Origin of the sequence: Sorangium sp. So ce117, assembly GCF_051524395.1 — a bacterium.
GTDB classification, from domain to species: domain Bacteria; phylum Myxococcota_A; class Polyangia; order Polyangiales; family Polyangiaceae; genus Sorangium; species Sorangium cellulosum_B.
The window spans coordinates 10,726,068-10,747,483 of record NZ_CP150309.1; the positions used below are offsets into that span (position 1 = coordinate 10,726,068).

Here is a 21,416-nt window from a genome sequence, read left to right on the forward strand (position 1 = left end):
TCAGAGAAGTTGTCGCCTCCTCTGATCCGCTTACTCAGGATCAGATCACCGGTTTCGGGGAGCGGAGACAGGCTTTGAGGTGAGAGAGTACTCAGAATCCTTCAAAAGAAAAATCATCCAACGGCTCCTCGCCCCAGGAGGACCGACGGCGGTGGCGCTGTCCGCGGAGACCGGGGTGCATCAGACGACGCTCTCGCGCTGGCTTCGCGATGCTCGTAGCCTCGCGCCCATGTCCGACGACGCTCGCCGCTCCGCGCCCACGCCTCCTGCCGCCGCTCGCCGCCCGGAGGACTGGACCCCGGAGCAGAAGCTGCGTGCGGTGACGGAAGCCGCCGCGCTCTCGGAGCGGGAGCTGGGCGAGTTCCTCCGTCGCGAGGGGCTGCACGAGGCGCAGCTCGCCGAGTGGCGCAAGGCCGCGCTGGAGGCGCTGGGCGGGCCGGCAAAGCCCGGGCACGGCTCGGCCCCGTCGCGACGTGTTCGGGAGCTGGAGAGGCAGCTGCGGCGCAAGGACAAGGCGCTGGCCGAGGCGGCGGCCATCCTGGTGCTCCAAAAAAAAGCCCAGGCCATCTGGGGGGACGGGGAAGACGACACGGACTCGGAGACCGACAAGTGACACTTGAGCTCATCGGCGAGGCCGTCCGTGGCGGTGCCACGCTCGCGGCGGCCTGCCGTGCGCTCGGGCTCAGCGCACGCACCGTGGCCCGCTGGCGAGCTGAGGCCGGTGGCGAGGACGGCCGCGCCGGACCGCGCCACTCCCCGGTGCACAAGCTGACCGAGGCCGAGCGCCGGCGCATCGTCGAGACGGCCAACAGCCCCGAGTTCCGCAACCTCTCGCCCAAGCAGATCGTGCCGCGCCTGGCCGACCGCGGCGTGTATGTCGCTTCTGAGTCGAGCTTCTATCGCGTCCTTCGCGAGCAGGGGCTGCTGGCGCACCGCAATCCGGCTCGACCGGCACGCGCCCATCGTCCTCGCGCGCTCGTCGCCAACAAGCCCAATCAGGTGTGGTGCTGGGACATCACCTACCTCAAGAGCTCGGTGCGCGGAGCGTTCTATTTCCTGTACCTGATCGTGGACGTCTACAGCCGCAAGATCGTCGGCTGGTCGGTCGAGGCCGAGGAGTCGATGCTAGCTGCCGCTCGGCTCGTCGAGCAGACCTGCGGCCGCGAAGCCGTGGGCTCCGGCTGCCTGGTGCTGCACGCGGACAACGGCGGGCCGATGAAGGGCTCGACCATGCTCGCCACGCTCCAGCGCCTGGGCGTGGTGCCCTCCTTCAGCCGCCCTCGCGTCAGCGACGACAACCCCTACGCCGAGGCCCTCTTCCGCACTCTCAAGTACCGGCCCGAGTACCCCCGCCGCCCGTTCGCCACCGTGGATCAGGCGCGCCAGTGGGTCGAGCGCTTCGTCGCCTGGTACAACGGCGAGCACCTGCACAGCAGCATCCGCTTCGTTACGCCCGACGAGCGCCACCGGGGCCGCGATGGCGCGCTCCTCGCCGCCCGGCACGCCCTCTACCAGCGGGCCCGCCGCAGGACGCCCCGGCGCTGGACCGGCCAGACACGCAACTGGACGCCTATCGGCCCCGTGACCCTCAACCCCCACACGCACGAGGCTCAAGCACTCACGAGGATGTGACCGAATCAACGGACAACTATCTTGACACCCACCGATCTGGCGGCGCACGGTGGGCTGCGCGACGTCGAGGGCGCGCGCGGCGGCGGAGAGGCTGCCGGTGCGCATGACGGCAAGGAAGGCACCGTAGAGGTCCCACGAGGGCTCGGCTGGGCTCATCAAAAGATGATGAGCGGATGGACGCATTTGTACAATGTTCATGAGCACCCGCAGCGACCATGCTCTCCACGTCGCCGGCACCCGCGCCGGTCCGCACGACGAGGACAACGACCATGACCACCGCCGCGATGCTCCCTGCGCTCGACCTCGCTCCCTCTACCCGCCGCCCCGCGCCGCAGCCCACCTGCGGGGTCTCGGCGGGCGGGGCCACGGGCATGCCGCGCGCGCTCCTGCGCCTCGAGGGCGCGCTCGTGCTCGGAGCAGCGCTGCTCGCCTACGGCCACCTGGGCGGGAGCTGGGGATGGTTCGCGGCGCTGTTCCTCCTGCCCGACCTGTCGATGCTCGGCTACCTTGCGGGCCCGCGGGTGGGCGCGGCGGCCTACAACGCGGGGCACAGCCATCTGGCTCCGGCGCTGCTCGCGGTCGCGTCGGTCGCGCTTGGCTCGCCGGCGCTGCTGCTCGGCGCGGCGATCTGGGTCGGGCACATCGGCTTCGATCGGATGCTGGGCTATGGGCTCAAGTACGGGACGGCGTTCGGCGACACGCACCTCGGCCGCGTGGGCGCGAAGCGCTCTTTCGTCCCCAGGGGACGGCGGTGACCAGCCGCTCCAGCGCGTCGGCCACCGTCCCGAGGTGGAGCGTCGCGCCACCTTCGACGAGCGCGCCCGCTGGTCGCGTGGCCGCCTGCGCCAACGCCCCGGGGCGTGGTGTTCACGCCGCCATCTTGGGCGCGGGCGGGCTATCCCGGAAGGTGGGGCTCACGCAGCGGAGTTGACGTCACGACATTCAAACCGCGACGACCCCGCCGTCCACGAACAGCTCGGCGCCCGCGACGTAGCTGCTGTCGTCCGACGCCAGGTAGAGCACGGCCTTGGCGACCTCCTCCGCGCCCCCGAACCGCCCGAGCGGCACGGACTGACTGAGGCCCGAGATCTGCGCCTCTGCAGCCGCTGTGTGGCCGCCGACGAAGCGGCGCATGCCCGGCGTGTCGATGGCCCCCGCCGAGACCACGTTCACGCGGATGCCGCTGCCTCTCAGGTCGGTCGTCCAGGTCCGCGCGAACGAGCGCACGGCGGCCTTGGTGGCGTTGTAGACCGACTGATTCGGGAAGCCTTTGCTCCCGCTCATCGAGCCGTTGAGGACGACGACGCCTCCGCGCTTCATGAGAGGCAGGGCCTTCTGCACCGTGAAGAGCAGCCCTTTGACGTTCGCGCCGAAAATGCGGTCGAAGTGGTCTTCGTCGATCGCGCCCATCGTCGCGACCCCGGAGATGCCGGCGTTGGCGAACACGACGTCGAGTTTGCCCTGCTCTCGACGGATCCGCGCGAAGAGCCGGTCGAGGTCGGCCAGGTTGGCGACGTCGCCCTGGACGCCGACCGCGCCGCCTCCGATCTCCTCGACCGCTTCGTCGAGCCTCTCTTGCCTCCGACCCGTGACGTAGACGGTGGCTCCCTCCGCGACGAAGAGCTTCGCCGTCGCGAGCCCAATGCCGTCGCTCCCACCCGTCACCACCGCGACCTTCCCGTTCAATTTCGCCATTGGACGCTCGCTCCTTGTGGATGCGCACCCCCGATATTCACACTGTGAACATAGGCGCCAGAGTTCACAGTGTCAACATCGCGTCGCACGAGCGCGCGAACGGCGCGGTTCGGGCCGGTCGTCAGGACGCGAGGGTCACGGGCGCCGCCGCCGTTGCCGAGGCCCCTTCGCGCCGGCCTGGCTCGCGCCGAGCCCTCGAAGCGCGAAGTCCAGGAGGCCCTCGAGCACCTCCGCGCGCGAAGCGACCGTGGCGAAGGCGCCGTCGAGCACCAGCGAAGCGAAGCCGTGGACCACGGTCCAGGCGCGGATCTCGCCGTCGATGCGGCTCTCGGGCGGGATCACCCCGCCGCTCACCAGACGGTCGAGCGCCTCACCGAGGATCCGATCCGCCGTGGGATGGTCCGCGGCGTCCGCACGTGGCTCACGCTTCATCTGACACAGGCCGCTCGGCCCGTGCATGAGACGAAAGAGCTCCGGTTCCTCGGTCGCGAAGGCGACGTACGCGCGACCGATCGCCTTGAAACACTCGATCGCGATCTCCGCGTCGTCTCGTCCCTCGAGGGCTCGCTCGGCGTCGGCCATCTTGCGTCGCATCCTCCGCGCGAGCTTGTCCGCTTCCGCGCTCGCGACCGCCGTGAGCAGCGCGGACTTGCTGTCGAAGTGCCGGTAGGTCGCGTTCGCCGAGACCCCGAGCGTCCGGGCGGCGTCGCGGAGGCTGAAGCCCTCCGCGCCGGAGGTGCGCACGAGCTCGGTCGCGGTCTCCACCAGCGCATTGCGCAGATCTCCGTGGTGATAGGCGGCCTTGGCGTCCGTCATCCAGCGGAGGGTGACACCGTGAACCTCGCGCGTAAAGCGCCCCATGGCTCGCTGACGACTTGCAGGTGGAGGCGTCGAGCAGCCAGCGCGTCGTGCCGGTCGCGCCTTCGTTGCAGCGTTCGGTCACCACGATGTCGACTCGACCGAGCAGCGCCTGATCGCGCTGCGGCTGATTCATGAGCGCGATCAGATCGACCATGGCTCCGTGGAGTTCGCGGAACTTCTATTGTGCAATTCGAGACGCTCCCGACGCTCGAGCCAGGCGATGTGCTCCAGATCCGGTGCACGTACAATAACTCGACGGAGAACCCGTACGTGGTCAAGGCGCTCAAGGAGGCGAACATGATCTCGACGATCGATGTGGCCTACGGCGAGGGGAATACGTTCGACGAGATGTGCGTCGCCGGGCTCTCGCTCGTGTACCCGATGCCCTGACGGGAGCGGACGCGGGAGGAGTAGAAGGCATCAGCGAGCCACGGCCCCTCGCCCAGGACCCGCGCCGAGGCGGGCCCGGCTCGTGACCCGCCCGAACTTGCGGCGTCAGCCCGCAGCCCCGGTGGGCTTGGGACGGCGCACAAGAAGACTCACTCTGGCACAGGCACATCCGCATCCCGCAGAAATCCTCGCGATTGACGCTGGCCCGCCACGTGCTTCAGGGGCGCGGCATGAAGACCTCGATTCGATGGCTCATCCCCGTTGCGCTGCTCCAGGTGCTCGCCTGCTCCGATTCCGTCGAGCAGCCCGCGGAAACCGGCTCGGGGGGCAACTCGTCCGGAGAAACCACGTCGTCGAGCGCGTCGAACGGCACCGGCGGCACCCCCGAGGCGTCGTCGAGCGCGTCGAACGGCACCGGCGGCGGCCCCGAGACGTCGTCGAGCGCGTCGGGCGATACCGGCGGTGGCCCAGTGGAGTGCGACGTCGGGGGAATCGGCGGTCCGCCCGGAGCGGCCTGCACGAACGAGGGCGAGATATGCGACAACCCCTGCTCGGGGTGCTGGAGCAGATGCATCGATGGCGTGTGGGTCGAGCAGTGCAATCCGTGCCCCGATGCGCTGCCCGAGAACGGGACGAGCTGCGAGGGCCATTACGGTGCGACGCGGTGCAGCTACCGCGCCGCATGCGGCACAGCGAGCGCCGACTGCGACGGAGCGACCGGGTTGTGGGTCGTCGAGGGGGACGGCGACTGCGACGACGAGGAGTACCGGCTCAGCTGCGGCTGAGCGTCTTCCGTGGCGTCAGAGCGACTCGAGGTACGCCACGAGATCGTCGAGCTGCGCCGGCGCGAGCGCGGAGACGTCGCCGTGGCGGTCGCCGCCGCAGGCCGGGTCGAACCGGTCGCGGAGCGTCTTCGCGCAGCCGTCGTGCATGAACGGCGCTCGCGCGGAGAGGCCGATCAGCGAGGGCACCTGGAGTGCCTCGCCGAACCCGACATCCTCGTTAAGGTTGTTCGTGAGCATCGGCCCTGCGTGGCATTTCGCGCAGCCTACCTGCGGGTCATGGAACAGGGCCTCTCCTCGCCGGACGGCGGCCAGATCGTCGGGGGGCGAGGCAGGGAACGCCGGCACGCCGTCGAGGAAGCGCTCGAGGAGCCCGACATTCCAATTTCCGGGCCATGAGCCGCCCATGCGCGAGACGAAGACCTCCTGCATCAGGTGGGTGAGGTCGCTCTGGTCGCCGCTCCAGTGGAAGGGAGCTGTCTTGAGCACGCCGCCCGCGACCGTCTGGGTGCGCCGGAGGCCGAGCTTGTCGAAGCGCCACGTGTGACCGTCCTCGTGCGCTTCCGGATGGCAGGAGGCGCACGCGATGCCGCGGGAGCTGAGCGGCGGCTTGTGGAACAGCGCGTGTCCCGGGTCCCTCACGCTGTCGCCGGGGAGGTCGATGCCCACGCGATCGAACGTGTCGAGTTCGAGCACCTCGATCCTCGCCGACTCGCGAAACTGGACGACCGCACGGCCCCGCGCCGTGAAGGCGACGGCGATCGGCTGGTTCGAGTGCTGCCACTGCTTGTAGGAACCGCACGTGCCCGAGGCGTCCTCGCTCGTGATGGTGTCGAGGTCGATGAACTCGATCGTGTAGTTGCCGGCGCCCACGACCGCGGCGCGCTTTCCGTCCGGCGCGACCGCGATGTCGACCGGGAGCGCGATCTGCCAGAGGGCCGGCGTCGGGAGCTCGGCTCCGTCCCCTGGAGCGGCCGAGGCCGGGGGCAGGACGCTGACGGCGCCGTGCAGGATGCCGCCATCGCAGGCGGCAGCCTCGTAGTAGCCCGTGGGGGCGAGCACGACGGGCGAGGTCAACGCGCGCTGGTGGACCATCGCCGCGCCGCCGCCGGGGAGGGCGACCATGCGCCAGGCGACCGAGGGGCGGTAGTCGGAGGCGACGGCGGCGGCGTTCGTTGTGAACGACGGGAGCGACCGCCGCGAGAGCACCTCTCCGTCCGGGCCGATGACGAGGGTCTCCGCGGATCTGAACCGGCTGACGAGCAGGCGATCGCCCTCGACGATCACGTCGCGCAGGTCGGCGTCGAGCCGTAGCTTCCGGAGCGCGGCGCCGCCCTGGGCCGGGAGCGTCACGAGCTCGCCGCCGGCGCAGGCCACATGGATCGCGTCGAGCGACGCGTCGTAGGCGAGGCCGCGCGGCGCGGGGCAGACGGCGCGCCGGTCGAGCACCTTCGCCGTCCCGACATCGATCGTCGCGAGCTCGCCTGCGCGGCGCAGGGCGACGTGGACGCGGCCGGCCCCGTCTTCGACGACGCGCCCGGGCTCGTCGCCGCGCGCGAGGGGGATCGCTCGGGGCTCGCCGCCGTCGGTGTCGACAACCCAGACGCCGTCGCGATCGGGGTCGGCCGCCACGGCGGTGTGCCCGTCGCGGGCGATCAGCAGCGTGCCGCCGCTGATGGGCGGCGGGGGCGCGTCGATCGCGGGGCTCGACGGCAACCGATTCCCGGAGTCGTCGGGGTGAGAGGAGCAGGCCGCGACGCCGGCGGCGATCGCGCTCAAGGCCGCGAGGGCCAGGTGGGTTGTCGTGCAGGAGAGGTTCCGATGCATGAGGCCTCCGGAGGTGGCGGGCTGCTCGGCGAGCGCGAGCAACAGCAAACCCTGAACGCGGTCGGGGAGTCGACAGCGCGCGGCCGAGCAAGAGCAAGACGCGTGCGCGGGCGCGGGGGCGCGCGGGCGCGCGGCGCGCCCGGGAGGCGCCGTGTTCAGAGGTGCGGGGAGCGATGGGCGGCGGCAAGGTGGGTGTGGTCGCCTGGCATCAGTGTTCTGGCATCAGTGTTACGGACAGCCACACGGGGGCGACGCGGAGCGGGCGGGAGCTCCGGCGCGAGGGCGTGCGGCGGAGCCTCGCGCGCCGTAGATCCCGTAGTTAAATCGCGCGCATGAACGCACGCGTGCAGATCTCGGGTATACCTCCCCCATGAGCAACCTGTCCGCGATCGGCTTCGCTGCTTCCTCCGAGGACGATTTGCGGCGTACGGTCGGCGCCGCGCTCGAGCGCGCCGCTCCGCCGCCGGACCTCGGCGCGTCCGCGGCGCAGTACCTCTGGTTCCGCGACGCGAGCGGCGCCGCGCTCGCTGCCCGGCTTGACGACCAGAAGGCGATCGATTGCATCACCCCCTTCTTCGCCGCGCCCGACGGCGGCACGCGCTGGCGGGTGCACACGAGCGCGCCGCACCTCGATCGCGAATGCCTGCATTGTAGCGGCGCGGACTGCGACGTGCTCGACCCTTCGTCCGGCGAGATGTGCACGCGGACCGCGCTGCAATTCCTGTTCTTCGAGCCCTATCAGGCCTGGCTCGCGGACGAGCGGACGTTCGAGGTCGTGATCGTGGGCTTCGCCTCGTCCCTTTCACTCTGCACCACGCCCGACGACCTCGAGCGCGCGCAGGCGGCGCTCTTCGGCGAGGCAGAGCCCGGCGTCCCACGCGAGCCCGGCAAGCCCATGCGCCTAGCGGACCAGGCATTCCTGCCGCACGGCATGTTCGGCGCCGAGGGCGAGCTCGGCGCGCGCGCGCGCGCCCTGCTCACGGGGAACGTCGAGTCGGTCACCCTTGCACGCAACGAGCTCACCGGGAGCAGGTTCGTACATACGCGCGTCCGTACCCTCGGCGGTCCCATCGACATCGTCGCGCCGGCGGACGCCGTGGAGGTCCCGGAGCGCGCGACGCTCGTGGTCGCCGACTGCTGGCTGGTCGGGCGACCCGTCGAGGCCCCGCCCCCGAAGACCGGTTTCTTCCGCCGCATCCTCGGCAGGGCCTGAGGACGGCGGGCGGAGATGAATGCGTGATCACTCGATGGGACATCGAAGGCACTCTGGCGCGCTGGTTCGCCGTCGATGCGGACTCCCAGCTTGGTGTCTTCACGGGACCGTACGCGGCGTGGCCTGCGTCGGTATTCGATGACTACCAAGCGGTCGAAGCGGCCGACGAGCTCCTCGCGTCCGCTCCCCTCATCACGGAGGCCATCTTCAGTGCTCGGTGGCGCGCATCAGGGGCATCTCCAACACTCCCGTCGCTCGAAGCTTCCTGTGGTCTCTACTCCTTTGATGCAGACCTCGGTTACGGGGGACAGACGGTCTACTATCTCGACGCCGCACCCGTGCGCCCTCTGCCGGAGCCCGAGGCGCCCCTCATCCTTCGTCGCGCTGCACGCCTTGTCTGCCTCCCAAGCATCCGATTTGCCACCGTCACGCAGATCGACCTTTCCGGCCTCGTCCCAATCGTGGTCGGCGGTGGTTGAGCCTGTGCCCATCCGGGCGGATTTCTCGCGGCACGTGCCGCCCAACTCGACGGCAGAACCGCAGTCGTTGGGCGGGTAAAGATCAGGGTACGGTCTTTCATGGTGCAGGTTCCGGCACATCGCGCCCGGTCGAGCCCGCGCCTGCCGGACGTGTCCGTCCGGGCCGCGCGCACCGGGCGGCCCGCCTCGGGCATCGCGCGTGACGCAGGGGAGCTCTGACGCTAGACTGAGTCCGCCGGTAACGGAGCAGGAGGAAGCAGCGTGCAAGCCGCCAAGATCCCCATCGTCATCCCCGCAGACCGTCGAGTAGAGCTGCAGGTGCCCGCAGACCTTCCAGAAGGTCCAGCGGAGGTGATCGTCCTCATCACCGCCCCGCAGAAGGCTGCGCCACGCGACAAGCGGGCAGCGCTTGGCATGGATCGGGGTACGGTCCAGATCGCCGATGACTTCGACGCGCCGCTGCCGGAGGACCTACAGCGAGCGTTCGATGGCGAGACATGAGGCTGCTGCTCGACACACACTGCTGGCTCTGGCTCGTCGCCGACCCCGAAAGGATCAGGCGCGACGTCGTGGAGATGCTCGTCGCAGAAGGGACTGACGTCTACATCTCGGCAGCGACAGCATGGGAAATTGTCATCAAGCACGCGCTCGGACAGCGCTCCCTTCCTATCCCGCCTGCCGAATACATTCCTTCTCGCATGGCCGCCCTCGGTCACCTTTCTCTGCCCATCGAGCAACGGCACACCCTCCAGGTCGCCGGACTTCCCCTGCATCACAAGGATCCATTGGATCGGATCCTGGTCGCGCAGGCCCAGGTCGAGGACATCGAGCTCGTCACCGCCGATCGGCTCATGGCGCCCTACGATGTCCGTGTGATCTGGGCAGATGCATGAGCGTGCAGCGCGATGATGCCGATGCTCGGGTAGCCGTTCTCGCCCCCTTGCCGCCTCGTCCGCCCAGCCGCCGGCCCCTCCCGATCCTCCCCCGACGCCTACTTGGACGCCGCGCCGCACACGCCGAGCCCGCCCCTGCGGCCACCGCCGCCCGGCCCGTCAGACAATTGAAGGCATCGAAGGAACCAGGTGCGATGAGTAAACCGGAGCTGGTGAGGTTCGAGATCGAAGGTGCCGAAATGGCGGTCCGCCTGGCGGGCGATCGGGAGAAGCCGGCGCTTCTCCTGATCCACGGTTTTCCAAGCTCCTCGGAATCGTTCCGGAGCGTAATCGACACCCTCGCGCGGGATTGCTTCGTGATCACCCCGGACCTTCCGGGGTTCGGCGGCTCCGAGCCGGTCGAGCGCCCCTCATTCTCGCGTTTCGCGGACCTGATCGACGGACTGCTCGCGCGGCTCGGAGCCGGGTCCTTCCACCTCTACCTCCACGATTATGGAACCGCGGTAGGACTTCATCTCGCCACGCGCGCGCCGCGCAGGATACGCAGCCTCATCGTCCAGAACGCCAATGCCCATGAGAGCGGGATGGGGCCGCAATGGTCGGCGACCAGGGCCTATTGGGGCGAGCCCACGCCGGAGCGGCAAGCCGAGGCGACCGCGCACCTGACCTTCGAGGGGACGCGCGACCAATATCTGGGCGGCGTGCCCCGGGATATCGCCGATCGCATCGATCCCCGGCTGTGGGAGGAGGACTGGCGGATCATGTCGCTCCCCGGCCGGCTCGAGACGCAGCGTGCGCTGGTGCTCGACTATCGCAGCCATGTCGCGCGGTTCGGGGAGATCGCCGATTATCTTGATCGCTGGCAACCTCCGGCGCTGATGCTGTGGGGGCGGCACGATGTCTTCTTCGATCTCGAGGAGACCCTCTCCTGGATGAAGGCGCTCCCGCGCATGGAGGCGCACATCCTCGACGGCCCGCATTTCCTGCTGGAGACCCATCCGGCCGAATGCGCCGCGTTGATGAGCGCCTTCGTCAGGCGCGTGGAGGGGCTGCGTTAGGACGCACGCACCGTGAGCTAGTACAGGGAAGCCTCCTCGCGTTGGTCCTCGCCGAGAGCGCTCGCGGGAATTGTACGACGCGCTGCGATCGACCTATCGTCGACGCCATGTCCACGATCGCCCGCTTCGAGGCGACGTACGGTGTCAAGCTGCTGCACCGTTCGACGCACGCGCCGTCGCTGACCGAGGACGCTCCGCAGCTGGGTTCCGGGCGCGTGACGCGGAGGCCGACCTGTGGACGAGCCGGGAGCATCTTGCGTCGACGTCCCCCGCTCTGGAGGAGCTTTGCCGGTCAGCAAGAGGCGCCTGACCGGCGCTTGCAGCCGACGGCGCTGACGCTCCCTAGCTGAAGCGGAGCACGTTCGCTATCATCAGGTGCATTCATGTCGAAAGTCGATCTCAAGCGGGAACTCAAACATCTCTACCAGGCATCCGCGAAGGAGGTGGTTCAGGTTGACGTGCCGACATTTCAGTTCCTCATGATCGACGGCAAGGGCGATCCCAACACATCGCGGGAGTATGCCGAGGCCGTGGAAGCGCTATTCTCCGTTGCCTACACGACGAAGTTCATGGTAAAGAAGGGGGCGCGAGGGATCGACTACGCGGTCATGCCTCTCGAAGGCCTCTGGTGGTCGGATGACATGTCCGCCTTCACCTCCAACGATAGGTCAAGGTGGAAATGGACGATGATGATCATGCAGCCTCATTTCGTTGGGGAGGCGGTGATTCAGGCGGCCATGGTGGAAGTGAAGCGAAAGAAGGCGCTCCCAGCGCTGGACGCGCTCAGACTGGAGAGCTTCACCGAAGGGTCATGCGCTCAGATACTTCACATTGGCCCCTTTACCGAAGAAGGGCCGACCATTCAGCGAGTCCATGATTTTATCGTTGCGCGCTCGGCGCTTGCAGGAAAGCACCACGAGGTGTATCTGAGCGACATACGTCGCGCCGATCCGGCCAAGTGGAAGACCATCATCCGCCAACCCATGGAGTGATGGCCAACAGATCGTTCAAGCGGACGCCGCTTCGCGGCACGGCTCAACCCAGGCGTCAGGTCGCAGAAAACGCACTCTCCCTCACCACCACCGTCCTCGGAGGTTCTATGAAGCGAGTCACCGGCATTGGCGGCATCTTCTTCAAAGCCAAAGACGCTCCGGCCCTACAGGCTTGGTACAAGCGGCACCTCGGGATCGATGTCCAGGAATGGGGTGGTACGGCTTTCAGCTGGACCGACGGTGAAGGTAAGCCGGTCGCCGGAACGACCGTCTGGTCCATTGCCTCGGCGCAAGGTGACCAGTTTGCGCCCAGCGCTGCAACATTCATGGTCAATTACCGGGTCGAGGATCTCCACGCCCTCGTCAAGGCCTTGCGCGAAGAAGGCTGCAACGTCCTCGAGAAGATCGACGATTCCGAGTACGGAAAGTTTGCCTGGGTCATCGATCCAGAAGGAAACAAGGTAGAACTCTGGCAGCCGCCTGCCGGCCAATGACCAGGGCAACCGGCCTCAGAAGCCCTCGCCGCACCGAGCCCCATTCCGCTCGTGCCGCCGACGATGACGACGCGCCGGCCCTGGAGAGATCCGTGAGGGTCGCTCGCTACTTTGCGAGCTTGCCGATCACCTTGAAGCCGATGTTCGCGCCGTACTTCGTCGCGCCGTAGCCGAGCTGGATGTTGAGAAAGCCCAGCGCTTCCAGGTAGCGGGCGTTCGCCAGCGGGCCTGCGTCGACGCCCTCGAAGCCGAGCGCCTTGCCGAGCTCGAGCACCTGCTTCTTGGCATCGTCGTGGTCACCCGCGACGAGCAGACTCAACGACTCGCCGTCGACCTTCCCGCTGGCCATGTTCTGCGCGAACACGGTGTTGAAGGCCTTGACGACGCGCGCGCCCCGGGCCCACTCCTGGACCTGCTCGGCGCCACTCTTGTTCAGGTCGCCCGCGTAGCTCCAGTCGGCGTTCAGCAGGTTGGTCGGGTCGACGAGGGTCTTGCCCTCGACGTCGCCGAGCTTCTCGATCGCGTCGGCGCGCGCCGGGGCCGGGACGGCCAGGACGATGATGTCGCCCCAGCTGCCGGCGGCCCGGACCTCGCCGGGATCGGAGCCGGTGGCGCGCACCTCGTAGCCCGCCTTCGCGGCGCCGCTCTGGATGGCACTTCCGACGTTTCCCTTGCCGATGATGGCGATCTTGCGCGTACCCATGTTCCGCTCCTTGGTTGCGTGAGGTGACGGAAGTCAGCCTAGCCTCGTTCCAGAGTTGTCGGCAGGGTGCAGAACGTGGTAGCAGCGTTCCATGCCTGGAACGCCGGATTGGAACCTCCTGCCCTTCTTCGTGGCGGTCGTCGAGAACGGCAGCATCTCCGCAGCCGCCCGCAAGCTGGGTGCTCCCAAGTCTTCCGTCAGCCGCTCGGTCACGGCGCTCGAGCAGGCGCTCGGCGTGCAGCTCTTCCATCGGACCGCGCGCGATGTGCAGCTCACCACGGCCGGCATCGCCTTTTACGAGCAGGCGCGCCCCGTCCTGGCCGCCTTCCGGCAGCTCACGGGCAGCCTGCCGGAGCAGGAGCCCGAGCCGTCTGGAACGCTGCGCATCACCGCCCCCAGGGACATGGCGCTGACCTTTCTCGTGGCCACGTTCGCCCAGTTCCTGATCCGCTACCCGGGCGTGAACCTCGACGTGCGCCCCTCGAACCAGGTGGCCGATCTCGCCGGGGAGGGCTTCGACGCCGCCCTGCGCCTCGCTCCCAGGCTCAAGGACTCGAGCCTGGTGGCGCGCCGGCTCGGCGCCGTGGATCTGGGGATCTTCGCTGCGCCCAACTACGTCGCGCAATTCGGTGCGCCGCGCTCGCTGGCCGACTGCGCCAAGCACCGCTGGGTGTCCTTCTCTGACATGCGCCGCCTTCCGAAGGAGCTGCAACGCCCGCCGTCGCCGCGCGTCTCCACCGATGATCTGCTGCTTGCCCACGGCATGGTGCGGATGGCCGCGGGGCTCGCCGTGCTGCCCGGCTACCTGGCACACGAGGACGTGCTCGCGGGGCGGCTGGTACGGCTGGTTCCGAGCTGGAAGCAAACCGTCGGAACGCTCTTCTTCGTCTACCCGCCGGCTCAGCACGTGCCGCGCAAAGTGACGGCCCTGCGCGACTACCTCGTCGACGTCATCGCCCAGCGGCCTCTCGCGCTCGCAGAGGGATGAGCGCCGTCAATACCGCTCAGGCGACCACGAGCCCGGCGCGCGCCAGCCGACGAAGGCCGCGAGGATCCGGCCCAGCGCTGCCCCGAGGCCAGGCGAAGGCTCGTCGCACAGCGTCGGTGCGACCGAGAGCCGCAGCCGGTCCTTGAGGATCTCCTGGGCGCGGCGAATGGATCGTGGATCCCGGCGGTCGAACCAGATGGCTTCGCCAGACGACTCGCTGGCCTCAGGGCCTTCGTCCTCCGCCGGCCCGACGTACAGGGTCACTGTGTTTCGTCCCAGCGTGGCAGGTGGGTCGATCCGCATGTTCCACAGCATGCTCCGCGCTCGTGACAGATCGGTGGCGCAGGCGAAGACTCTCCGTTGCAGCGCGGCGCTCACCCAGCTGCGGCGGCGCCCCTGGACGAGGCCGAGCGCCTGAAGACGAGCCCGTCACCCTCGCCGTGGACCGCGACGAGCGCATGAGCCTGTCGGCGCTCCTGTCGGAGAAATGCGCAGTTCCCTGAGTGCCATTCCGTCCACCGTACACGGCGCATGGTCTCGTGAGATCCTCGCCGCTCCGAGGAGGCCTTGACATCTGCCCCCCTCGGCTCGCCTCTCTGCACCATGCGACATCCCCACACTCGCCGCTTCGAGGCGGACGACCTGCTGTCGTTCAAGCTTGTCGCCGAGATGGTCCTCTCGCCCGACGGCCGCTGGATCGTTTATGTCCTCGAGGAGATCGACGCCGAGGCAGACACCTACGTCTCCAACCTGTGGCTGATCCCCGCGAGCGGAGGCGCTCCCCGGCAGATCACGTTCGGCTCGGACACGAACGAGAGCCCCCGCTTCTCTCCCGACTCCTCCCGGGTCGCCTTCCTTTCAGATCGGGACGGCGGCCCGGCGCAGCTCTATGTGATCCGGATCGACGGCGGCGAGGCGAGGCGACTGACCGACCTCAAGTCGGGCGCCGGCCTCCCCGCCTGGTCGCCTGACGGCGCTGCCCTGGTCCTCTCGGCGAAGGTCGCCTCCGATGCGCCGCCGGGGGCTCCGCGGGTGGTGACGAGGGCCCTGTACAAGAGCGATGGGGTGGGGTTCGTGCTGGACCGCCGGACACACCTCTTCATCGTCCCTGCCGACGGGGGCGAGGCGCGGCAGATCACGCGCGGTGACGCGAACGAGAGCGACCCGGCGTGGTCGCCCGACGGGCGCCTCATCGCGTTCAGCCGGACGCGGTCGGGCCCTCGTGACGCCCACTGCAGCGATCTCTGGGTGATGACGCCGTCGGGCGAAGGGCTCCGGCAGGTGACGCGCAGCTGCCCGCTCGCCACGATGCCCTCCTGGTCGCCGGACGGGCGCACCCTCGCCTTCTACGGCCCGCGCGAGGACGGCGCCTCGCGGCTGCACGTCTGGGTCGCCGACGCGCGCGGCGAGGCGGAGCCGCGCATGATCACCTCGGAGGACACGGAGGTCGCGATCTTCCCGCTCGGCAAGCTGATGCCCCCGGCGTGGTCCTCGGACGGGCGCGAGATCGCCGTGGTGCTCGCGACCGAGAGCACCTCGGAGGTCGCGCTGGTCTCTGTCGAGCAGCGCGCGCTCCGCAAGGCCATCTCGGATGATCGTCAGATCACCCAGATCAGCGCGGCGCCCGGCGCCGGAGCCATCGCGTTCCTGTGGAGCACCATGCGAATCTGCGGCCTGCTCGGGAGCGCGCGCTGGGACGGCTCGGACGCGCGGCTCCTCATCGACGTCAACGAGGCGTGGGGCGAGGATCGCGTGTGGCCCGACGTCTCGCTGCGGGAGTTCCCTGGCGCGTCGGGGATGAAGAACGTCGGCCTCCTGATGCTGCCGCCGGGAGGCGGCGGGAGACCCGTACCGCTGCTCGTCCATGTGCACGGGGGCCCGCACGCCTCTGTCGAGTTCGGCTTCACGTACCGGCCGTACTGGTATGTGCTGGTGTCCCGCGGGTGGGCCGTGCTGTCCTTGAACCCGGTCGGCTCGACCGGACAAGGAAAGGAGTTCGCCGATCGCCTGCGGGGGCGCTGGGGCGAGCGCGACCTGCCGGAGCACCTCGCCGCCATCGACGAGCTGGTCGCCGAGGGCACGGTCGACGGCGATCGCGTCGCCATCGCGGGCAAGTCGTACGGCGGCTTCATGGCGGCGTGGGCGATCGGCAAAACCACGCGCTTCCGCGCCGCTGTCTCGGGCGCGCCGGTGGCGAACCTCGAGTCCCATTTCGGGACGTCCGACACCGGCTACTACGTCGATCCCCACGACATGCGAGGAGAGCCGTTCGACAAGCGAGAGCTCTACCGCAAGCTCTCGCCGGTGTCCTCGGCCGGTGAAGCCACGACGCCCACCCTGATCCTGTGCGGCGAGGAGGACCACCGCTGCCCCATCGGCCAGTCGGAGGAGCTCTTCGCCGCGCTCGCGCGCTCGGGCAAGGCGCCCGTCGAGTTCATCCGCTTTCCGGGCGGCGACCACCACCTCGCCGAGCACGGCAAGCCGAGCCACCGCGTGTTCTATAGCCGCCGCATCGTCGAGTGGATCGAGCGCTACTGCGCGAGAGACCGCGCTCCGGACACGGCCTGACCGCGACGCGCGGCGGCGAGGCCATCGTGGTAAGGAACTGTGGACCGCTCGGCGCGCTCGTTTTAATGCTCGGCGGCCGCCGTGCCGGCTATCGAGAGGGCGGCGGCTTCAACGAGGGGCGGCGTCGAGCCGCATGTCTACGGGAGGACTTATGCAGGTGATCGTCGCGGGCGGTGGGATCGGCGGCCTGGCCGCGGCGCTGGCGCTGCACGCCGCGGGTCATGAGGTCACGGTGTTCGAGGCGGCGCCCACCATCCTGCCGCTCGGGGTCGGCATCAACCTCCTGCCCCACGCCGCCGAGGTGCTGGGCGAGCTGGGTCTTCTCGAGGCCCTGCTGGCCCAGAGCGTGGCGACCCGCGAGCTCATCTATTTCAACCGCTTCGGCCAGCGCATCTGGGCCGAGCCCCGCGGCCGCTTCGCGGGTCATGCCACGCCGCAGCTCTCCCTCCACCGCGGCGCCCTCCAAGGCGTGCTGTTCGACGCCGCCGTCGAGCGGCTGGGCCCCGACCGGGTGCTCTGCGATCGGCGCCTCGCGGGCCACGAAGAGGGCAATGGCCGCATCGTGGCGCGCTTCCTCAACCGCGAGGGCGTGGCCTGGAAGGTTCCAGCCGATCTCCTGATCTGCGCCGACGGCATCCACTCGGCGGCGCGCTCCGGCCTCTATCCGGACGAGGGGCCGCCGATCTATGGCGGTCACATCCTCTGGCGGGGGACCAGCCTGGCGGCGCCCTTCCTCACCGGCGCCAGCATGATCATTGCCGGGCATCAGGACCAGAAGTTCGTCGTCTATCCGATTTCCCCACCGGGGCCGGACGGCCGCCAGAAGATCAACTGGGCCGCCGATCTCGCGTTCGCCAGGAGCCTGCGACGGGAGGACTGGAACCGGCGGGGCGACCCCGCCGACTTCCTGCCCAGGTTCGAGGACTGGCGCTTCGGCTGGCTGGATGTGCCCGACCTGATCCGGAGCGCCGAGGCGATCTACGAGTTCCCGCTGGTCGACCGCGATCCGCTGCCGCGCTGGAGCCATGGGCGCATGACGCTGCTCGGCGACGCCGCCCATCCCATGTATCCGAACGGCTCCAACGGAGCGAGCCAGGCCATCCTGGACGCGCGCGCCCTGGTCCGCGCGCTCGCCGCCCATGCCGATCCGGTGGAAGCGCTGGCTGCCTACGAGGCCGAGCGCCTGCCCCCTACCGCCGCCATCGTCGCGGCCAATCGCCGCAACGGTCCGGAGCAGTGCTTGCAGATCGCCTATGAGCGCGCGCCCGACGGATTCGACCGCATCGAGGACGTCTTCGCCCCCGGCGAGCTGGAGGCCATCGCCGCCCGCTACAGGGTGCTGACCGGCCTGAAGCGCGCCTCGGAGCCCCGCACGCCGGCGTGAACCAGGCGCCGAGCGCTCAGACCTGCGCCATGCCGCCGTCGACGAAGAGCTCGGTTCCGTTGATGAAGCTGCTGTCCTCGGAGGCGAGGAAGACGGCGGCCTTGGCCACCTCTTCCGGCAAGCCGAGCCGCCCGAGGGGGATGCTGGCGACGAGGCTCGCCTTGATCTGCTGCGCCTGCTCCTCGGTCGCGCCGAGCCCGTGCAGCCCTGGGGTGTCGATCGGCCCCGGGCTGATCACGTTGACGCGGATGCCGCGGTCCTTCAGGTCGAGCGCCCAGGTGCGCGCGAAGCTCCGCACCGCGGCCTTCGTCGCGCTGTAGACGCTGAACGCCGGGGATCCGGTGGAGGCCGCCGTCGAGCCGTTGAGGAGGATCGACGCCCCGTCGCGCAGCAGCGGCAGCGCCTTCTGGACCGTGAACAGCAGCCCCTTCACGTTGGTGGCGAAGGTCTTGTCGAAATGCTCCTCGGTGATCGCGCCGAGCGCGGCAAACTCGCCGCCGCCGGCGTTGGCGAACAGGACGTCGATGGGGGCGCCTTGCTGCTTCACCACCTCGAAGAGGCGATCGAGATCGGCGAGGTTGGAGACGTCGCTCCGGACGCCGGTGGCCCTCTCGCCGATCTCCTTCACGGCCGCGTCGAGCTCCGCCTGACGCCGCCCGGTGATGAAGACGCGCGCGCCCTCCGCCGCGAACCGCTTCGCCGCCGCGAGGCCGATCCCCGTGGTGCCGCCTGTGACAATCGCCAGCTTTCCCTGGAGTTTGTTGCTCATGGTGTCCGTCCCTCGATGGCGGCGCTCAACGTCGCCCGCCCCCCTCGAGGTAGAGCCGAAGCGGGGGGCGGCCAGCCGGCGATCGTGGCACGCTGCGTTCCGCTGACAGAACGAAGAGATCACCGATGCAGGATCTGAACGACTTCTTCTTCTTCGCCGAGGTCGTGGCGAACGGCGGGTTCGCGAAGGCGGGGCGCGCGCTGCGGCAGCCGAAATCGAAGCTCAGCCGGCGGATAGCGCAGCTCGAGGCGCGGCTCGGCGTTCGCCTCATCGAGCGCTCGTCCCGCCGCTTCAACGTCACCGAGGTGGGCCAGGCGTTCTATGAGCGCTGCCGATCCGTCATGAGCGAGGTGGCGCTGGCGGAGGCTGTCGTCGCCGAGGCGCAAGGCGAGCCGCAGGGGCTCGTCCGGCTGAGCTGCCCCACGGGCATGATGGAGCTGGTCGGGCCCATCCTGCCCTCTTTCATGGAGCGCTACCCGCGTGTCGCCCTGCAGGTCATCCCCACCAATCGGCGCGTCGATCTGATCGAGGAGCGAATCGACATCGCGCTTCGGGTGCGCACGAAGCTCGACACCGACGCCACGCTCACCCGGAAGACGCTCGCGAAGAGCCGCCGGTTCCTCGTCGCGAGCCCCGCCCTCGCGCGTCGCCTGGGGGGCGCGCCGGAGATCGCCGCGCTCGCCTCCGTACCGACCCTCAGCCAGAGCGAGCAGGCCGGCGAGGATGCGTGGGAGCTCGTCGGGCCCGACGGGCAAACGCATGTCGTGCATCACGCGCCGCGCCTCTCGTGCGGCGACTTCGCCGCCCTGCGAGAGGCGGCGATCGCTGGGCTGGGCGTGGCGTTGTTGCCCGATCACATCGCCGCGGCGGACTTGAGGGCTGGCAAGCTCGTCCGCGTCTTCCCCGAGTGGTACGTGACCGAGGGCATCGTCCACATCGTGTTCACCTCGCGCCGCGGCTTACCGCCCGCGGTCCGGGCGCTGATCGAGCACCTCGCGAGCCACATCCATGACGACGTGATGAAGGAGGGTATCGACTGAGGATGCTGTCGCCCCGAACTTCAGTCTTCGCTCGACAGAAGCCTCAGAAGGTGAATGTTTGGGCCCTGAGAACATCGGGGCTCTGCGTGTGGCTGCGTGTGGCTGCGCCTCGCCTGCCGGCCTGGCAGAACCAATTGACCCGCGGCAAGCTCGGGAGTAGGATGAGCCCACCATGCCGTCTGTCCACCTGACGCGCCATCTCTTCACCTTCTTCCCGCACCTCGAAGGTCAACACCTCATCGTCGAGGCGTCGACGGCAGGCGAGGTCGTGGCGGCCCTGGAGAGGCTCGCGCCCGGCATCGGCTTCTACATCTGCGACGAGCGCGGCCGCTTGCGGACGCACGTCAACATCTTCGTCGGCAAGCAGATGATCCGCGACCGCAAGGGACTCACAGACGCGGTCGCTGCCGACGACGAGGTCCACATTCTGCAAGCGTTGAGCGGAGGGTGAAATGGCAAGCCGTATCCTGGTAGGCACGCGAAAAGGCACGTTCATCGTCGAGAAAAAGAACGGCTCGTGGAAGCCGCGCCTCGCGGGCCATGCCGGCGGCGGCGTCAACTATGTCGCGCGCGATCCCTACACGGGCAAGCTCTGGGCGCTGCTCGGCTTCGGCCACTGGGGCGCCAAGCTGTCCGTCTCGACGGATGAAGGCGAGACCTGGAACGACAACCCCGCCCAGATCAAATATCCCGAGGGCGCTCGCTACATCGGCCAGGACATGTACGAAGACGCCGGCAGCGACTTCGGCGTCGGCATCAAGATCGTCACGCGCCCGGCCACGGTACAGAAGCTCTGGATCATCGGCTTCGGCCCGGGCGGCGCGGTCTACGTGGGCACCATTCCGGGTGGCCTGTTCGTCAGCCGCGACGGCGGCGGCTCCTTCGAGCTCAACCGGCCGCTCTGGGACCACGAGTCACGCGGCGGCGACCTGTTCACAGGCGAGGGCAAAGGCGAGACGAAATGGTTTGGCACGCCGGCCTCCGAGGGCGGCGAGTTCGCCCCCGGCATTCACTCCATCGTGGTGGACCCGCGTGACCCGAAGCGAATGCTCGTCGCCGTGTCCACGGCGGGCGTCATCGAAACAGCGGACGGTGGAGAGACCTGGCGACCGCGCAACAGCGGCATGCGGCTCGATCACACGCCCGAACCGGACGCCGAGTGGGGCCACGATACGCATTACATCGAGCAATGCGAGGGCGATCCCGACCATGTCTGGCAGCAGAACCACGTTGGGATCTACTACAGCAGCGACGGCGCGAAGAGCTGGCGCAAGGTGAGCCGCCCGGAGCAAGGCGTGCATTTCGGCTTCCCCATCACAGCGGACGCGAAGGACGGACGCACGGCGTGGGTCGTCCCCGGCAAGTCGGACATGCAGCGAATCACCGTCGACGGCGCGCTCTTCGTGGCACGCACGAAGGACGGCGGTGAGACCTGGGAGCAGCTCCGCAGGGGTTTGCCCCAGGAGCAAGCCTACGACGTCATCTACCGCCACGCGCTCGCCAACAAAAACGGCACTGTCGCATTCGGCACCACCACGGGCAATCTCTACGTGAGTGATGACGGCGGAGAGGGCTGGACGACCGTCACCAATAACCTGCCGCCGATCTATTCAGTACGCATGGCGTGATGGGTTGGTTGGCCAGGGAA

At 68.9% G+C, this 21,416-nt stretch carries 23 protein-coding genes and 1 pseudogene; 17 read left to right on the forward strand and 7 right to left on the reverse strand.

All coding sequences use genetic code 11. From position 1 onward, the window contains the following. Positions 1–79 precede the first annotated feature (79 nt). Positions 80–1,632, forward strand: a protein-coding gene (locus tag WMF46_RS40265; RefSeq protein ID WP_437982067.1) for an IS3 family transposase whose coding sequence is annotated in 2 segments (ribosomal slippage) — positions 80–548 and positions 548–1,632 — 1,554 coding nt in all. Because the reading frame shifts where the segments join, the coding sequence is not laid out codon by codon here. A gap of 45 nt (positions 1,633–1,677) precedes the next feature. Here the strand turns inward: WMF46_RS40265 and WMF46_RS40270 are convergent. Then, positions 1,678–1,830 (reverse strand): annotated as a pseudogene (locus WMF46_RS40270) (helix-turn-helix domain-containing protein); the annotation flags it as partial. Between the two features lie 71 nt (positions 1,831–1,901). On the opposite strand from WMF46_RS40270, the gene WMF46_RS40275 reads away from it, so the two are divergent. Continuing rightward, entirely contained in the window at positions 1,902–2,387 is a 486-nt protein-coding gene (locus WMF46_RS40275) for a DUF4260 domain-containing protein (protein ID WP_437982068.1), read from the forward strand. Between the two features lie 187 nt (positions 2,388–2,574). On the opposite strand, the gene WMF46_RS40280 is transcribed toward WMF46_RS40275, so the two are convergent. Together WMF46_RS40280 and WMF46_RS40285 are read right to left on the reverse strand one after the other, a co-directional pair. Beyond that, positions 2,575–3,327, reverse strand: coding sequence for an SDR family oxidoreductase (locus WMF46_RS40280; protein WP_437982069.1), 753 nt, complete (start codon positions 3,325–3,327; stop codon positions 2,575–2,577). 135 nt (positions 3,328–3,462) lie between these two features. Further along, on the reverse strand, positions 3,463–4,143 hold the full coding sequence (locus WMF46_RS40285) for a TetR/AcrR family transcriptional regulator (protein ID WP_437982070.1): 681 nt from the start codon (positions 4,141–4,143) through the stop codon (positions 3,463–3,465). 228 nt (positions 4,144–4,371) lie between these two features. Between WMF46_RS40285 and WMF46_RS40290 the strand changes: the two genes are divergently transcribed. Further along, positions 4,372–4,578: a hypothetical protein gene (locus WMF46_RS40290; protein ID WP_437982071.1), complete on the forward strand. Its 207-nt coding sequence runs from the start codon at positions 4,372–4,374 to the stop codon at positions 4,576–4,578. Between the two features lie 230 nt (positions 4,579–4,808). Continuing rightward, positions 4,809–5,363 carry a hypothetical protein gene (locus tag WMF46_RS40295; protein ID WP_437982072.1) on the forward strand — a complete coding sequence of 185 codons (555 nt, stop codon included), beginning with the start codon at positions 4,809–4,811 and terminating at the stop codon, positions 5,361–5,363. 15 nt (positions 5,364–5,378) lie between these two features. Here the strand turns inward: WMF46_RS40295 and WMF46_RS40300 are convergent, their stop codons facing one another. Next, entirely contained in the window at positions 5,379–7,187 is a 1,809-nt protein-coding gene (locus tag WMF46_RS40300; RefSeq protein ID WP_437982073.1) for a cytochrome-c peroxidase, read from the reverse strand. A 370-nt stretch (positions 7,188–7,557) separates the two neighbouring features. Here WMF46_RS40300 and WMF46_RS40305 point away from each other — a divergent pair, with 370 nt between their 5' ends. The 7 genes from WMF46_RS40305 (at position 7,558) to WMF46_RS40335 (ending at position 12,316) form a co-directional block, all read left to right on the forward strand. Continuing rightward, positions 7,558–8,400 carry a hypothetical protein gene (locus WMF46_RS40305; protein ID WP_437982074.1) on the forward strand — a complete coding sequence of 281 codons (843 nt, stop codon included), beginning with the start codon at positions 7,558–7,560 and terminating at the stop codon, positions 8,398–8,400. Between the two features lie 23 nt (positions 8,401–8,423). Then, the gene (locus WMF46_RS40310) at positions 8,424–8,879 is read left to right on the forward strand and encodes a hypothetical protein (protein ID WP_437982075.1); all 456 of its coding nucleotides are present in this window, start codon (positions 8,424–8,426) and stop codon (positions 8,877–8,879) included. A gap of 261 nt (positions 8,880–9,140) precedes the next feature. Further along, positions 9,141–9,380: a hypothetical protein gene (locus WMF46_RS40315; protein WP_437741883.1), complete on the forward strand. Its 240-nt coding sequence runs from the start codon at positions 9,141–9,143 to the stop codon at positions 9,378–9,380. Further along, a complete protein-coding gene (locus WMF46_RS40320) occupies positions 9,377–9,772 on the forward strand; it encodes a type II toxin-antitoxin system VapC family toxin (RefSeq protein WP_437982076.1) in 396 nt (131 codons plus the stop codon). The genes WMF46_RS40315 and WMF46_RS40320 overlap by 4 nt, the downstream gene beginning before the upstream one ends. 194 nt (positions 9,773–9,966) lie before the next feature. Further along, complete coding sequence (locus WMF46_RS40325; RefSeq protein ID WP_437982077.1) at positions 9,967–10,830, forward strand: alpha/beta fold hydrolase; 864 nt, start codon at positions 9,967–9,969, stop codon at positions 10,828–10,830. A gap of 383 nt (positions 10,831–11,213) precedes the next feature. After that, positions 11,214–11,822 carry a GyrI-like domain-containing protein gene (locus tag WMF46_RS40330; protein ID WP_437982078.1) on the forward strand — a complete coding sequence of 203 codons (609 nt, stop codon included), beginning with the start codon at positions 11,214–11,216 and terminating at the stop codon, positions 11,820–11,822. Between the two features lie 107 nt (positions 11,823–11,929). Continuing rightward, on the forward strand, positions 11,930–12,316 hold the full coding sequence (locus WMF46_RS40335) for a VOC family protein (RefSeq protein WP_437987994.1): 387 nt from the start codon (positions 11,930–11,932) through the stop codon (positions 12,314–12,316). 106 nt (positions 12,317–12,422) lie between these two features. On the opposite strand, the gene WMF46_RS40340 is transcribed toward WMF46_RS40335, so the two are convergent. Then, complete coding sequence (locus tag WMF46_RS40340) at positions 12,423–13,019, reverse strand: NADPH-dependent F420 reductase (RefSeq protein WP_437982079.1); 597 nt, start codon at positions 13,017–13,019, stop codon at positions 12,423–12,425. A 91-nt stretch (positions 13,020–13,110) separates the two neighbouring features. Here WMF46_RS40340 and WMF46_RS40345 point away from each other — a divergent pair, with 91 nt between their 5' ends. Then, entirely contained in the window at positions 13,111–14,007 is an 897-nt protein-coding gene (locus tag WMF46_RS40345) for a LysR family transcriptional regulator (protein WP_437982080.1), read from the forward strand. 6 nt (positions 14,008–14,013) lie between these two features. On the opposite strand, the gene WMF46_RS40350 is transcribed toward WMF46_RS40345, so the two are convergent. Then, complete coding sequence (locus tag WMF46_RS40350; protein WP_437982081.1) at positions 14,014–14,322, reverse strand: hypothetical protein; 309 nt, start codon at positions 14,320–14,322, stop codon at positions 14,014–14,016. Between the two features lie 288 nt (positions 14,323–14,610). Here WMF46_RS40350 and WMF46_RS40355 point away from each other — a divergent pair, with 288 nt between their 5' ends. After that, complete coding sequence (locus tag WMF46_RS40355; protein ID WP_437982082.1) at positions 14,611–16,575, forward strand: S9 family peptidase; 1,965 nt, start codon at positions 14,611–14,613, stop codon at positions 16,573–16,575. A gap of 151 nt (positions 16,576–16,726) precedes the next feature. Then, entirely contained in the window at positions 16,727–17,959 is a 1,233-nt protein-coding gene (locus tag WMF46_RS40360) for a flavin-dependent oxidoreductase (RefSeq protein WP_437982083.1), read from the forward strand. 16 nt (positions 17,960–17,975) lie between these two features. On the opposite strand, the gene WMF46_RS40365 is transcribed toward WMF46_RS40360, so the two are convergent. Beyond that, entirely contained in the window at positions 17,976–18,728 is a 753-nt protein-coding gene (locus WMF46_RS40365) for an SDR family oxidoreductase (RefSeq protein ID WP_437982084.1), read from the reverse strand. 125 nt (positions 18,729–18,853) lie between these two features. On the opposite strand from WMF46_RS40365, the gene WMF46_RS40370 reads away from it, so the two are divergent. The 3 genes from WMF46_RS40370 to WMF46_RS40380 all read left to right on the forward strand — a co-directional run bounded on the left by WMF46_RS40370 (position 18,854) and on the right by WMF46_RS40380 (position 21,396). Then, positions 18,854–19,768 carry a LysR family transcriptional regulator gene (locus WMF46_RS40370; RefSeq protein WP_437982085.1) on the forward strand — a complete coding sequence of 305 codons (915 nt, stop codon included), beginning with the start codon at positions 18,854–18,856 and terminating at the stop codon, positions 19,766–19,768. Positions 19,769–19,940: 172 nt separating this feature from the next. Then, positions 19,941–20,219, forward strand: coding sequence for a MoaD/ThiS family protein (locus WMF46_RS40375; RefSeq protein ID WP_437982086.1), 279 nt, complete (start codon positions 19,941–19,943; stop codon positions 20,217–20,219). A gap of 1 nt (position 20,220) precedes the next feature. Next, complete coding sequence (locus tag WMF46_RS40380; RefSeq protein ID WP_437982087.1) at positions 20,221–21,396, forward strand: WD40/YVTN/BNR-like repeat-containing protein; 1,176 nt, start codon at positions 20,221–20,223, stop codon at positions 21,394–21,396. Positions 21,397–21,416 lie beyond the last annotated feature (20 nt).

Coding starts and splice junctions, on each gene's coding strand:
- WMF46_RS40300 (WP_437982073.1), bottom strand. CDS start 7,187: ATGCATCGGAACCTCTCCTGCACGACAACCCACCTGGCCCTCGCGGCC.
- WMF46_RS40295 (WP_437982072.1), top strand. CDS start 4,809: ATGAAGACCTCGATTCGATGGCTCATCCCCGTTGCGCTGCTCCAGGTG.
- WMF46_RS40370 (WP_437982085.1), top strand. CDS start 18,854: ATGCAGGATCTGAACGACTTCTTCTTCTTCGCCGAGGTCGTGGCGAAC.
- WMF46_RS40335 (WP_437987994.1), top strand. CDS start 11,930: ATGAAGCGAGTCACCGGCATTGGCGGCATCTTCTTCAAAGCCAAAGAC.
- WMF46_RS40320 (WP_437982076.1), top strand. CDS start 9,377: ATGAGGCTGCTGCTCGACACACACTGCTGGCTCTGGCTCGTCGCCGAC.
- WMF46_RS40325 (WP_437982077.1), top strand. CDS start 9,967: ATGAGTAAACCGGAGCTGGTGAGGTTCGAGATCGAAGGTGCCGAAATG.
- WMF46_RS40355 (WP_437982082.1), top strand. CDS start 14,611: ATGCGACATCCCCACACTCGCCGCTTCGAGGCGGACGACCTGCTGTCG.
- WMF46_RS40380 (WP_437982087.1), top strand. CDS start 20,221: ATGGCAAGCCGTATCCTGGTAGGCACGCGAAAAGGCACGTTCATCGTC.
- WMF46_RS40350 (WP_437982081.1), bottom strand. CDS start 14,322: ATGCTGTGGAACATGCGGATCGACCCACCTGCCACGCTGGGACGAAAC.
- WMF46_RS40375 (WP_437982086.1), top strand. CDS start 19,941: ATGCCGTCTGTCCACCTGACGCGCCATCTCTTCACCTTCTTCCCGCAC.
- WMF46_RS40340 (WP_437982079.1), bottom strand. CDS start 13,019: ATGGGTACGCGCAAGATCGCCATCATCGGCAAGGGAAACGTCGGAAGT.
- WMF46_RS40305 (WP_437982074.1), top strand. CDS start 7,558: ATGAGCAACCTGTCCGCGATCGGCTTCGCTGCTTCCTCCGAGGACGAT.
- WMF46_RS40365 (WP_437982084.1), bottom strand. CDS start 18,728: ATGAGCAACAAACTCCAGGGAAAGCTGGCGATTGTCACAGGCGGCACC.
- WMF46_RS40285 (WP_437982070.1), bottom strand. CDS start 4,143: ATGACGGACGCCAAGGCCGCCTATCACCACGGAGATCTGCGCAATGCG.
- WMF46_RS40275 (WP_437982068.1), top strand. CDS start 1,902: ATGACCACCGCCGCGATGCTCCCTGCGCTCGACCTCGCTCCCTCTACC.
- WMF46_RS40330 (WP_437982078.1), top strand. CDS start 11,214: ATGTCGAAAGTCGATCTCAAGCGGGAACTCAAACATCTCTACCAGGCA.
- WMF46_RS40345 (WP_437982080.1), top strand. CDS start 13,111: ATGCCTGGAACGCCGGATTGGAACCTCCTGCCCTTCTTCGTGGCGGTC.
- WMF46_RS40360 (WP_437982083.1), top strand. CDS start 16,727: ATGCAGGTGATCGTCGCGGGCGGTGGGATCGGCGGCCTGGCCGCGGCG.
- WMF46_RS40280 (WP_437982069.1), bottom strand. CDS start 3,327: ATGGCGAAATTGAACGGGAAGGTCGCGGTGGTGACGGGTGGGAGCGAC.